The 12011-nt window shown below is 66.1% G+C and carries 15 protein-coding genes; 12 read left to right on the forward strand and 3 right to left on the reverse strand.

The genetic code is table 11. The features are described from left to right. Nucleotides 1-46: 46 nt before the first annotated feature. A complete protein-coding gene (locus J7I89_RS09225) occupies nt 47-949 on the reverse strand; it encodes a hypothetical protein (protein ID WP_214969314.1) in 903 nt (300 codons plus the stop codon). 33 nt (nt 950-982) lie between these two features. Continuing rightward, nucleotides 983-1789, reverse strand: coding sequence for an exodeoxyribonuclease III (locus tag J7I89_RS09230; RefSeq protein ID WP_214969316.1), 807 nt, complete (start codon nt 1787-1789; stop codon nt 983-985). A gap of 154 nt (nt 1790-1943) precedes the next feature. Between J7I89_RS09230 and J7I89_RS09235 the strand changes: the two genes are divergently transcribed. The 6 genes from J7I89_RS09235 to J7I89_RS09260 all read left to right on the forward strand — a co-directional run bounded on the left by J7I89_RS09235 (nt 1944) and on the right by J7I89_RS09260 (nt 7563). Continuing rightward, nucleotides 1944-3443: a CoA-acylating methylmalonate-semialdehyde dehydrogenase gene (locus tag J7I89_RS09235; RefSeq protein ID WP_214969317.1), complete on the forward strand. Its 1500-nt coding sequence runs from the start codon at nt 1944-1946 to the stop codon at nt 3441-3443. Then, nucleotides 3443-4561 carry an enoyl-CoA hydratase/isomerase family protein gene (locus J7I89_RS09240; protein WP_214969319.1) on the forward strand — a complete coding sequence of 373 codons (1119 nt, stop codon included), beginning with the start codon at nt 3443-3445 and terminating at the stop codon, nt 4559-4561. Before J7I89_RS09235 ends, J7I89_RS09240 begins: the two co-directional genes overlap by 1 nt. A gap of 49 nt (nt 4562-4610) precedes the next feature. Then, nucleotides 4611-5531, forward strand: coding sequence for a 3-hydroxyisobutyrate dehydrogenase (gene mmsB, locus J7I89_RS09245; protein WP_214969590.1), 921 nt, complete (start codon nt 4611-4613; stop codon nt 5529-5531). Between the two features lie 37 nt (nt 5532-5568). Beyond that, a complete protein-coding gene (locus J7I89_RS09250) occupies nt 5569-6348 on the forward strand; it encodes an enoyl-CoA hydratase (protein ID WP_214969321.1) in 780 nt (259 codons plus the stop codon). A 62-nt stretch (nt 6349-6410) separates the two neighbouring features. Next, nucleotides 6411-7166 carry a CPBP family intramembrane metalloprotease gene (locus tag J7I89_RS09255; RefSeq protein ID WP_251045119.1) on the forward strand — a complete coding sequence of 252 codons (756 nt, stop codon included), beginning with the start codon at nt 6411-6413 and terminating at the stop codon, nt 7164-7166. Between the two features lie 133 nt (nt 7167-7299). Continuing rightward, the gene (locus tag J7I89_RS09260; protein WP_214969323.1) at nt 7300-7563 is read left to right on the forward strand and encodes a hypothetical protein; all 264 of its coding nucleotides are present in this window, start codon (nt 7300-7302) and stop codon (nt 7561-7563) included. Nucleotides 7564-7614: 51 nt separating this feature from the next. On the opposite strand, the gene J7I89_RS09265 is transcribed toward J7I89_RS09260, so the two are convergent. Further along, nucleotides 7615-8025 (reverse strand): helix-turn-helix transcriptional regulator, encoded by a 411-nt coding sequence (locus J7I89_RS09265; RefSeq protein ID WP_214969325.1) that lies wholly within the window; start codon nt 8023-8025, stop codon nt 7615-7617. Between the two features lie 309 nt (nt 8026-8334). On the opposite strand from J7I89_RS09265, the gene J7I89_RS09270 reads away from it, so the two are divergent. The 6 genes from J7I89_RS09270 (at nt 8335) to J7I89_RS09295 (ending at nt 11935) form a co-directional block, all read left to right on the forward strand. After that, complete coding sequence (locus J7I89_RS09270) at nt 8335-8697, forward strand: DUF1508 domain-containing protein (RefSeq protein WP_214969327.1); 363 nt, start codon at nt 8335-8337, stop codon at nt 8695-8697. A 31-nt stretch (nt 8698-8728) separates the two neighbouring features. Then, nucleotides 8729-9403: a PAS and ANTAR domain-containing protein gene (locus tag J7I89_RS09275; RefSeq protein ID WP_214969329.1), complete on the forward strand. Its 675-nt coding sequence runs from the start codon at nt 8729-8731 to the stop codon at nt 9401-9403. Nucleotides 9404-9596: 193 nt separating this feature from the next. Next, nucleotides 9597-9947 carry a PadR family transcriptional regulator gene (locus J7I89_RS09280; RefSeq protein WP_214969331.1) on the forward strand — a complete coding sequence of 117 codons (351 nt, stop codon included), beginning with the start codon at nt 9597-9599 and terminating at the stop codon, nt 9945-9947. A gap of 2 nt (nt 9948-9949) precedes the next feature. Further along, nucleotides 9950-10315 (forward strand): DUF1048 domain-containing protein, encoded by a 366-nt coding sequence (locus tag J7I89_RS09285; RefSeq protein ID WP_214969333.1) that lies wholly within the window; start codon nt 9950-9952, stop codon nt 10313-10315. A gap of 25 nt (nt 10316-10340) precedes the next feature. Continuing rightward, nucleotides 10341-11174, forward strand: a complete 834-nt coding sequence (locus J7I89_RS09290) for an ABC transporter ATP-binding protein (protein WP_214969335.1) — start codon at nt 10341-10343, stop codon at nt 11172-11174. Then, nucleotides 11171-11935, forward strand: a complete 765-nt coding sequence (locus tag J7I89_RS09295; RefSeq protein WP_214969337.1) for an ABC transporter permease — start codon at nt 11171-11173, stop codon at nt 11933-11935. The genes J7I89_RS09290 and J7I89_RS09295 overlap by 4 nt, the downstream gene beginning before the upstream one ends. Nucleotides 11936-12011: the final 76 nt, after the last annotated feature.

Here is a 12011-nt window from a genome sequence, read left to right on the forward strand (position 1 = left end):
CCTCCAGCGGCCGGCGTCCGCAAGGAAACCGGGTCAGGAAACCGGGTCAGGAAGCGCGCGCCAGCTGGCGGATGGGGATCCAGCGCGAGGCGAGCCTGCGGTAGGCGGCGGCCGCGCCGGTCATGTCGCCCTCGGCGAGGCACTCGATCCCCAGGCGCACGTCCATGGGGGAGTCGTCCGGGTAGACCTTGTCCGCCACGGCCCCATAGTCCAGTTCCACCATGGAATCCGCATGGAACAGCTCCAGCCATTCGGTGAGCTGGGTCAGGTCATCCAGCATGTCCAGGTCGGGCGCCGCCAGGGCCAGGTTGGCCACCGCGTAGCGCACCCTGTCCAGCGCCTCGGCTATGGGCGCCCACACCCGGACGGTGAGGATCCTGCCGCCGGCCTCCACCACGTCCTGCGGGTCAGACTCCAGGAACAGCGAGAACCAGCTGAAGGGGATTCCCCAGGTGGAAGCCCGGGTGTGCACCCGGGTAATGCCATCGCGGGCGTTGACCTGGTCGATCCGTTCCTGGTGCCGGTCCCGCTGCTCCTCGGGTATCAGCAATTCGGCCAGAGGGCCGTGGATTCCTTCCATGAGCGCGTTGGCAGCCAGCCCGGCCCGCAGCACAAGCTGGCTGGGGCAGTACAGCAGGGCGGCGCCGTCGGACGTTTCCCCGCCGGCAGGGTCCTTCGTGGCGTCGTCCCCGACCGGAAAACCCGGCGCCCGGGTGACACGCACCAGATCTGTCCGTCCCGTGGGGAACGGATCTCCGCCGGGCCGCGTGATCCGGCCCAGCGAGGCCAGCAGCTCGGCGTTTTCGACCGCGGCGCGCGAAACTGCCCGCTTGCCTGCGGCTTTGAGGCCGGCTCGCTGGTCTTCCGGGAAAGCCTCCAGCGGTTCGTAGACCCGGAGCGTGGACGAGAACGGCAGCCCGGCCTGCCCCCGGTAAAGGTTTCCCGTCATGAGTGCCTGCCTGTCATCGGCGTTGAGTCCCCATCAGTCGGCCAGTTCCACGATTACCGGCGCGTGGTCAGAGGCGCCCTTGCCCTTGCGTTCCTCGCGGTCGATTGAGGCGCCGGTGACACGGGCCGCAAGGGCAGGGGAGGCCAGGATGAAGTCGATCCGCATGCCTTCCTTCTTCGGGAAGCGCAGCTGCGTGTAGTCCCAGTAGGTGTAGACGCCCGGACCCGGGGTGTGGGGGCGCACGACGTCGGAGTAGCCGACGGCTTCGAAGGCGCGGAACGCGGCGCGCTCGGGCTCGCTGACGTGGGTGAGGCCCTGGGCGAGGAACATGTCGATGTCCCAGACGTCGTCGTCCGTGGGCGCGATGTTCCAGTCGCCCATCAGGGCGATCTGGGCCTCGGGGCTCTCGGAGACCCAGCCGGCGGCATGGTTCTTGAGGGCGTCCAGCCACTCGAGCTTGTACGGCATGTGCTCGTCGTCGAGGGCGCGGCCGTTGGGGACGTACAGGCTCCAGATCCGGACTCCGCCGCAGGTGGCCGCCATGGCGCGGGCTTCCTGGATGGGGTCCTTGCCCGCCTTGCCGAACACCGGCTGGTCCACGAAGGCGCGCTCGACGTCCTCGAGGCCCACCCGGGAGGCAATCGCCACGCCGTTCCACTGGTTGACGCCGTAGTGCGCCACCTCGTAGCCCATCCGTTCGAACAGCTCCCACGGAAAGTTGTCGTCCTTGCACTTCGTTTCCTGGATGGCCAGGACATCGCAGTCAGTGCGCTGCAGCCAAGCCTCCACACGGTCGGCGCGGGCACGGAGCGAGTTCACATTCCAGGTAGCAATCTTCACAGTTCCTAACTTACCGAACTTAGGCCCTGGACGGATGGTGGCGGTTGGGTGCCGGGGTGCCCGTCCCGCATTCCTGGACTCTGGAATTTAGTAGGAAGTCCGAGTATATTCAGCTCCAAGATGACCCAGGTCACATGCAAAGGAGCATTCCACCATGGTGCGCGAACTGTCCCACTACGTTGACGGCCGGAGGGTCGAGGGAACCTCCGGGAGATTCAGCGACGTCTATGACCCCTGCACGGGCGAGGTCCAGGCCAAGCTTCCGCTGGCCAGCGCGGAGGAGGTCCGGAACATCATCTCCAGCGCGGAAAAGGCCCAGCTGGAGTGGGGCGCCATGAACCCGCAGCGCCGCGGCCGGATCCTGCTTAAGTTTGTGGACCTCGTGAACGAGCACTTGGACGAGCTGGCCAGGCTCCTCTCCTCTGAGCACGGCAAGACCGTTCCGGATGCCAAGGGGGACATCCAACGCGGCATCGAGGTGGTGGAGTTCGCCGCCGGAGCGCCGCATCTGCTCAAGGGTGAGTTTTCGGACGACGCTGGTTCGGGCATTGACGTTCATTCCATGCGCCAGCCGCTGGGCGTGGTGGCGGGCATTACGCCGTTCAACTTCCCCGCCATGATCCCGCTCTGGAAGTCCGGTCCCGCGCTGGCTGCGGGCAACGCCTTCATCCTTAAGCCCTCCGAGCGGGATCCCTCCGTGCCCCTTCGCCTGGCCGAGCTCTTCACCGAGGCGGGCGTGCCGGACGGCGTGTTCAACGTGGTCAACGGGGACAAGGAAGCAGTGGACGCGCTCCTTGAGGACCGCCGCGTCAAGGCGATCGGCTTCGTGGGGTCCACGCCGATTGCCCAGTACATCTATGCCACGGCCGCCGCCCACGGCAAGCGGGCGCAGTGCTTCGGCGGCGCCAAAAACCACATGGTGATCATGCCGGACGCGGACCTCGACATGGCCGCGGACGCCCTGATCGGCGCGGGGTACGGTTCCGCAGGCGAACGCTGTATGGCCATCTCGGTGGCTGTTCCCGTGGGGGAGGACACTGCGGACAGGCTCGTCTCACGGCTCCAGGAAAGGATCAAGGGACTGAAGGTAGGCCACAGCCTGGACAAGGATTCCGACTTCGGGCCCGTCGTGGCGGCCGCCGCGAAGGAGCGGATCGAGGGGTATATCCAGTCCGGCGTCGACGACGGCGCCACCCTGGTGACTGACGGCCGCGGCCTCACCGTGGAAGGGTATGAGGGCGGCTTCTGGGTGGGCCCCACGCTCTTCGACAACGTCACCAAGGACATGAAGATCTACAAGGAGGAGATCTTCGGCCCCGTGCTGAGCGTCCTCCGCGCGGCCGACTACGACGAAGCCCTGCGGCTTTGCAGCGAGCACGAGTTCGGCAACGGCGTGGCCATCTTCACGCGCGACGGCGATGCCGCCCGCGACTTCGCCAGCCGCGTGCAGGTGGGCATGGTGGGAGTCAACGTTCCCATTCCGGTGCCCATCGCCTACTACACTTTCGGCGGCTGGAAATCCTCCGGCTTCGGGGACCTCAACCAGCACGGCGCCGATGCTTTCCGCTTCTACACCAAGACCAAGACAGTGACCACCCGCTGGCCTTCGGGCATCCGTCAGGGCGCCAGTTTCATCATGCCGGAAGGAAGCTGATGACCGGATCATCCCCTGACGCCAGCCCCGCAGACGCAGTTCCTGGGGACGCAGTTCCCGAGGAAGCCACGCCCGAAGAAGTGCTGTTCGAACGGCGCGGCCACCTCGGTGTGGTGACGTTGAACCGGCCCAAGGCGGTCAACGCGCTCACCGCGGGGATGGTGTCGGCGATGCTGGATCAGCTGACCGCCTGGTCGGACGACGACGGCGTGGCCGCCGTTCTGGTGCAGGGTTCCGGTGAGCGCGGATTGTGCGCCGGCGGCGACATCGTGGCCATTTACCGGGACATGCTGGCGGGAGGGGACGAAACGGCCGGCTTCTGGGAGGCGGAATACCGGCTGAATTCGCTCATCGCGCGCTACCCGAAGCCCTACGTGGCGTTCATGGACGGGCTGGTGCTGGGCGGCGGCGTGGGCATCTCGGCCCACGGCTCCGTGCGCATCGTCACCGAGCGGACCCGGACGGGCATGCCCGAGACCACCATAGGCTTCGTGCCCGACGTCGGCGGCACGCTGCTGCTCTCGCGCTCGCCGGGGGAGTCCGGCGCCCACGCGGCCCTGACAGGGGCACACCTGAGCGGCGCCGATGCGCTGTTCCTGGGCCTCGCGGACCACTTCGTTCCGTCCGGAAGGCTCGCCGACCTCGCAGCGGCGCTGGAAAACGAAACCGCGGAAGCCGCCGTCGGGCGTTTTTCCGATGAGGCCCCCGCCTCCGGACTGGAGGCACAGCGGCACTGGATTGACGCCTGTTATGCCACGGATGACGCCGAGGAAATCGTCCGGCGGCTACGTGCCGCGGGCGGGGAGGCCGCGGAGGCTGCGGACACCATTGAGGCGAAGTCGCCCACGGCAGTCAAGGTGACACTGGCATCGCTGCGCCGGGTCAGGGGGCTGAGCCTCGACGAAGCGCTCGCCCAGGAGTACCGTGTGGGACTGCGCTGCCTGGCCGGCCCGAACTTCCGTGAGGGAATACGCGCGCAGGTGGTGGACAAGGACCGCAACCCGAACTGGCGGCCGGGCACCCTCGCGGAAGTGCGCGCTGACGACGTCGAGAGGTACTTTGCGCCGTTGGGGGACAGGGAGCTGGTTCTTTTGGAGAAGGAGACGGGTCATGCCTGACGATGCAACACCGGATGTAGCGGGAACGGCGGACGATTCGGCGGCCAGGATGGAAGCGGCCAGGAAGGAACATATCGCCTTCCTCGGGATGGGTCACATGGGCGGGCCCATGGCCGTCAACCTGGTCAAAGCGGGCTATCCGGTCACCGGATTCGACGTCGTGCCCGCGGCGGTGGAGGCCGCGCGGGAGCACGGCGTACCTGTCGCCGCCAGCGCCGCCGAAGCCGTCGCCGGGGCTGACGTTGTGCTCACGATGTTCCCGAGCGGGCAGCATGTGCTGGACGCGTACCTCGGCACCGAGGGGCAGCCCGGGCTGCTCGCCACCGCCGGGGCGGACACCATGTTCCTGGACTGCTCCACCATCAACGTGGACGAGGCCAGGGAAGCGGCCAGGCTGGCCCTGGACGCCGGGCACCGCTCCGTGGACGCGCCGGTCTCCGGTGGCGTTGTCGGCGCCGAAGCCGGCACGCTGACGTTCATGGTGGGCGCGCTGCCGGAGGACTTTGAGGCGGTCCGGCCCATGCTGGACGTGATGGGCAAGCGGGCGGTCCTGTGCGGAGAGCACGGCGCGGGCCAAGCGGCGAAGATCTGCAACAACCTCATCCTGGGCGTGTCCATGATCGCGGTGAGCGAGGCATTCGTCCTGGGCGAGAAGCTGGGGCTGACGCATCAGGCCCTGTTCGACGTCGCCTCCGCGGCTTCGGGCCAGTGCTGGGCGCTCACCACGTACTGCCCGGTCCCGGGACCTGTGCCCACCAGTCCGGCCAACCGGGACTATCAGCCCGGATTCGCCGGTGCCCTGATGGCAAAGGACCTGAAACTGGCACTGAATGCCGTCCAAAGCACGGGCGTGGCTGCCCGGATGGGACCGCTCGCCTCTGAAATCTACGATGCTTTCTCCGCTGAGGGCGGCGCCGGCCGCGACTTTTCCGGCATCATCACCGACATTCGGGACAAATCCGGACAGTAGTCTGATGTTTTCATCACCAAGCACCTAAGGGGCATGCATGACGCAGAAGTACGGCAATATTCTGGTGGAGCGCCGCGGGCGCGTTGGCCTTGTAACTCTGAACAGGCCCGAGGCACTGAACGCGCTGAACAAGGCGACCCTGGATGAGCTCGTAACCGCCGTGTCTGCGATGGACACGGACCCCGGCGTGGGCGCCGTGGTGATCACGGGGTCGGGCAAGGCGTTCGCCGCCGGGGCCGACATCAAGGAAATGGCCTCCCAGGGCTACATGGAGATGTACGACGCCGACTGGTTCCGCGGGTGGGAGGACCTCACCAGGCTGCGCATACCGCTGATCGCCGCCGTGTCCGGCTTCGCCCTGGGCGGGGGCTGCGAACTGGCCATGATGTGCGACTTCATCATCGCCGGTGACAACGCCAAGTTCGGCCAGCCGGAAATCAACCTGGGGGTGCTGCCGGGGATGGGCGGCTCCCAGCGGCTCACCCGCGCTGTGGGCAAGGCCAAGGCCATGGACATGATTCTCACTGGCCGGTTCATCGATGCGGATGAGGCGGAGCGGTCCGGGCTGGTGGCCAGGGTGGTGCCCGCCGGCGATGCCGTGGAGGAGGCGCTGAAAGCCGCCGCGGTGATCGCGTCCAAGTCCAAGCCGGCGGCCATGCTGGCCAAGGAAGCCGTCAACGCGTCCTTCGAGACGGGGCTGGCGCAGGGCGTGCTGTTCGAGCGCCGGCTGTTCCATTCGCTCTTCGCCACCGAGGACCAGAAGGAAGGCATGGCGGCATTCTCGGAGAAGCGCCAGCCGGAGTTCAGGCACCGGTGAACACCCCCCTTGCCGTGCAGCGCACCGTCAAGGGGACTTCCCTGCGCTTGATTCCCGCGGCGATGATGTCGCTGTCCGGCTTCATCCTGTTTGCGTTGCACCAACTTGTCCCCGGTTACGCTCTGCTGGCGGCTTCGCTGGTGGTCGCCGCGCTCGTTGACCGGGCGCTGTTCCGCGATCTCGTCCTCATCGCCGTCGGAATCTCAGTGATCAGCGCAGTTCCCATTACCACCGACGTCAGCACGGAACACATGCTCGTCATGGGTTCCGCCATGATCCTGGCCGTGGGCATTCCCTATGCGGTGTCGCGCTGGGTTACCAAGGAGCACGCCGTGGTCTTTCCGGTCATGACCGGGAACAAGTGGACGCGCGGAGAGAAGTGGTACCTGCCCGTTGTGTTGGTGCTCGGCTATGCCCTCCTGCCCGTATATATGATCCGGACAGGCGTCTATGCCAACTGGCCGGCGGTGCACGATCCCGACGGCATCGCGCGGCTCTTCGTGGGGACCAACGCACTGGGCATCTGGGACGAGCTGTTCTTTATTTGCGCATGCTTCGCGCTACTGCGCCGTCACCTGCCCGACTGGCAGGCCAACCTCCTGCAGGCAGTCCTGTTTACATCTTTCCTGTGGGAGCTGGGATTCCGGGCCTGGGCGCCGCTGTTCATCTTCCCGTTCGCGCTGCTTCAGGCGCGCATCTTCACGATCACGAAGTCCCTCTCCTACATTGTGGCGGTCCACCTGCTCTTCGACTTCGTGCTGTTCCTTGTGCTGCTCCACGCCCACAACCGGGAATGGTTCGACATCTTCGTGTACTGAGGACAGGTGATCCGCCCGCCAGATTCCGTACGCTGTTCGCCGTCGGGATTTCACCCGCCGTTAATCGCGGTGCTCTAGCCTTGCACTTCAAGCATCTGTGCGAACCGGCAACTGTGCGGGAAGGGAAGCGATCGTGGCCAATATTGCTGCTGTACTGGGACGACTCACCCCGGATGAACTTGAGGAAATCCACGCCGCGGGGCCCCACGGCCACCTCACCCGCAGGATCGTTGAGGCGCTTGATCGCGCTGCAGGCGGGCCGGGGTCCGGGCGCGGCTACTACGTGCCGGCAGGAAGCGTCAGCGGGACCGGAAGTCCTCATCTGGTCCTGAGGAGCGACGTCGCGGCGTGGCTTTTCGGCGCGCCCGCCACGGCCGCCGCCGCAAATCCGGCCTGACGGGCTGACCCCCTGACGCGGGGCACAGCCTGATGCGCTGGTCCGCAGCGGCTAGAGTGCCGCCGTATGACGGCTGCGGGCACCGGCGGCCACCAGTCCGGCGACTGACGGCACGCTGCCAGCCTGGATGCCGCTGGCCTGGGGAAAACTGCTGGGCTGGAGGACGGAGCCAAGCAGTCCCCGCGCTGCGTCGAGAACTTCACTCACATCCGAGCACGAGAGCTCGTAGAACAGGCGGCCGTCCTTACGCGACGGGACGATCAGGCGCTGGCGCCGGAGGATGCCCAGGTGCTGGGAAAGGTTCGAGGCCTCAAGGCCCGTCCCGTCCCGCAGGCGGCTGACCGCCACGGGTCCGTCGACCAGCATCTCCAGAATGAGGATCCGTGCGGGGTGACCCATGGATTTGAACAGCTCGGCCTTCACCTCTGTCTGGATCACGCCTTCGGGCATGTCATCCGTCATGGGATTTCCTCCGCTGCGTTCCTGATTCCGGCGCCGAAAATTCGCACCTAGCTCCAAGTATAGAGACAGAACGGTCTGTCCTCGGCTTCGTCCCAAGTTTGCTCGCCAATTATCTGTGTCGGGCGCCCGGGGCCCGGCCTTCGGCACGGACAAGCCTTGCCAAGAGACCCTCGGCTAGTTCACAATTTCATAAATTCATCAATTCGAACCCCAGATATCTGCGGGGTGACGGTGCGGAAAATTTTCAGCTGCCTCCGGTGACGACGGCGTCGACGGAGGCTGGGTGATCCCTGGATCCAGGAGGACTTTATGGCTGGCATGTTCGAACTATTCATCGACACAGACGCTTCTTTCAGATTTCAGCTCACTGCACCGGACGGGACCGTGATGGCGGTTTCCCGGTCATTTCCCAGCAAGGCAGCCGCGGTGGAAGGCATCGCCGCCGTACGCGAATACGCCGGCATGGGCCATGTGCGGGAGCTGGCAGAAGCGCCCCCAGACCGCCGTGCGGCACATCAGCCCGCAGTGGCGCTGGGAGGAACGGTTGCGCTGCCAGGAACGGCCCGGCGGGGCCTGCCCGCGCGGCCCGAGCTGCGGCCTACCTGCAAGGAGTCCGTCCCTGCCCTTTCGCTCGCGGCCTCCTTCGTCCGATATCCCGCCGGTGCTCGTTGATGAGCCGGCAGATGGCGCAGAAGATGCCCCGATGAACATCCCGAAGACCGTCCGAACCTACTCGAGTGCCCTCGCTGCGGAGGACTGTGTTGCGGGCACGTTCCGCTACGATGCGGCCACCGGGCGGCTGGACTGGTCGGACGACCTCTACGCCCTTCACGGATACAGCCGCGGAGAGATCGTCCCGACGCTTGAACTGCTCTTTTCCCACAAACACCCGGACGACCGGGATCGCTGCCAGGACATTTTCGCCGCGGCCTGTGCCTCGGGAGGATACTTCTGCAGCTACCACCGCCTCATCGACGCCCGCCTGCGCGAACACCGCGTCCTGACGGCGGGGGAGGCGCTGGTGGAGGACGGAACCCTACGGGCCGTAGACGGGTTCATCGTTGACCTCACAAGTACCCTGCACTGGGAGACGGAGCGGGCGTCCCGGGAAGCCGTCGAAGGAGCCGTAGGCACGCGGAGCATCATAGAGCAGGCCAAGGGAATCCTGATGGGAGCCCTGCGCATCGGCTCCGACGCTGCATTCCACCTGCTGGCCACCTACAGCCAGCACACCAACATCAAAGTGGCGAGCACGGCCGCAGACCTCGTGCAGCTGGCCAACGATCCGAACCAGCACGCACTGCTCGACACATTCATCGAAGAGCTGCGCCGCCCGTCTGAAATCCAATCAGGAACGGATTCCGTTCCCGGCCGCTAGCTGTGCCCGGTCCAATGTAGCGGTTTCTGGTCGTCCGACCTCACGTGCCGTGCGCCTCATCGCGCACGGCACTCGTTCGTTCCCGCGGCGGAACCCGCAATCGGATTTTGCTGCATCCGCCCCTCGCGCGGTCGCTATTCAGTGATACTATCTAGTGGTAGTCAGCATCACTAAGTAGTTGAGGGAGGGTTCCATGGGCAAGCAGATGACCGAGATGCTCAAGGGCACGCTCGAGGGCATCGTCCTCGCGATCCTGGCCGTGCAGCCGGCATACGGCTACGAGATCACGGCGCGGCTGCGCGAGCAGGGCTTCTCCGACATCGTCGAGGGCACCGTCTATGCGCTGCTGGTCAGGATCGAGCAGCGCGGCCTCGTGGACGTGGCGAAGGTCCCGTCCGAGAAGGGGCCGCCGCGCAAGGTCTACACGCTGAACGCACTGGGCGGCGAGTACCTCGAAGAATTCTGGAGGACCTGGACCTTCCTCGTAGAACGGATCGGACAGCTCCACCACCACATCGAACACCCGCAGGAAGAAGGAGAGTAACCATGGCCGCAAGATGGATCGAGCAGATCACGGGCTCGTTCGACGACAAGAAGCGCTGGCGCCAGTACAAGGCCCGCAAGGAACAGCTCCCCGCGAGCTACCGAACCGCGATTGACGGACTCGAGCGCTACTTCATGTACGCCGGGTCGATCGTCAAGGGCGATGTGCTCATGCAGATGCTCGAGGACCTCGCGGACCTGATCGAGCGGGCCGCTGCCGACGGCACCCCGATCCGCGACATCGTCGGGGACGAGCCGGTGGAGTTCGCAGACACGTTCATCGAGAACTACTCGGACGGCCAGTGGATCAACAAGGAGCGCAAGCGCCTGACCGACGCCATCGATCAGGCCGCCGGCGACGATGCGTGAACGCGCCGAGAACGGAGAACCGGACATGACCACCAACCAGGCCCTCGAACCCGCGATCCGGGTGCAGGGCATCGAGAAGTCGTTCAAGGACCTGCACGTGCTGCGGGGCGTCGACTTCGACGTGAGGACGGGGAGCATCTTCGCGCTGCTCGGCTCGAACGGTGCGGGCAAGACCACGCTGGTGCGGATCCTGTCGACGCTGCTGAAGGCCGACGCGGGCACCGCCACGGTCCACGGCTTCGACGTCGCCGCGAAGCCCGGCGACGTGCGCGAATCGATCAGCCTGACCGGCCAGTTCGCCGCGGTCGATGAAGTGCTCACCGGCCGGGAGAACCTCGTGCTGGTCGCCAAGTTGCGTCACCTGAAGAACCCCCGTGCGATCGCCGACGACCTACTCGCCCGCTTCTCGCTCACCGAAGCAGGGAACCGGAAGGCGTCGACGTACTCGGGCGGCATGCGACGCCGACTCGACATCGCGATGAGCCTGATCGGAAACCCGCCGATCATCTTTCTCGACGAACCGACGACGGGCCTCGACCCCCAGGCGCGCATCGAGGTGTGGCAGACCGTCAAGAAGCTCGCCGGTCAGGGCACGACGGTGCTGCTCACGACGCAGTACCTCGACGAGGCCGAACAGCTCGCCGACCGCATCGCAATCCTGCACAAGGGCACGATCATCCAGAACGGGACCCTCGCCGAACTCAAGCGACTCCTCCCGCCCGCCAAGGTCGAATACGTCGAGAAGCAGCCCTCCCTCGAGGATGTCTTCCTCGCCCTCGTCGGCGACACCGACGAGACAGACACCGCCGACGACGACCGCAGCTACGGCACGGTCCCGGCACGAAAGGAACCCCGATGACCACCCACGTCCTCGGCGACACCGGCATCCTGACCAGCCGCTCGCTGCGCCACATCCTCCGCAGCCCCGACACGATCATCACCACCGCGGTCACCCCGATCGCGCTGATGCTGCTCTTCGTATACGTGTTCGGCGGCGCGATCAACACCGGATCCGACGAGTCATACATCAACTACATGCTCCCCGGCATCCTGCTCATCACCATCGCCTCCGGCATTGCCTACACTGCGTACCGGCTGTTCCTCGACCTGCAGGGCGGCATCTTCGAACGCTTCCAGTCCATGCCGATCGCGAGGTCGAGCGTACTCTGGGCGCACGTGCTCACCTCCCTGGCCGCGAACCTGGTCTCGGTCGGGATAGTCATCGGCGTCGCGCTGATCATGGGGTTCCGCACAGGAGCATCCGTGGCCGCCTGGCTCGCCGTCGCCGGCATCCTGATCCTGTTCACTCTCGCGCTGACCTGGGTCGCCGTGATCGCCGGCCTCTCGGCGAAGACTGTCGACGGCGCGAGCGCGTTCAGCTACCCACTCATCTTCCTGCCGTTCATCAGCTCGGCGTTCGCGCCCACCGACTCGATGCCCGGCCCGGTCGCATGGTTCGCCGAGAACCAGCCCGTGACGTCCATCGTGAACACCATCCGGGCCCTGTTCGCCCAGCAACCCGTCGGCAGTGACGTCTGGATCGCCCTCGCCTGGCTCCTCGGCATTCTCGTCGTCGCCTACGCCTTCGCGATCGCCATCTACCGTCGCAAGATCAGCTGAGGCCGGGCGCCGCTCGCGGCAGGGGCGCTCCGCGCCGAACGACTCCGCCCGCTTCCCGCACGGGGAAGCGGGCGGC

This window comes from Arthrobacter sp. ISL-5 (assembly GCF_018613835.1).
GTDB lineage: Bacteria > Actinomycetota > Actinomycetes > Actinomycetales > Micrococcaceae > Arthrobacter.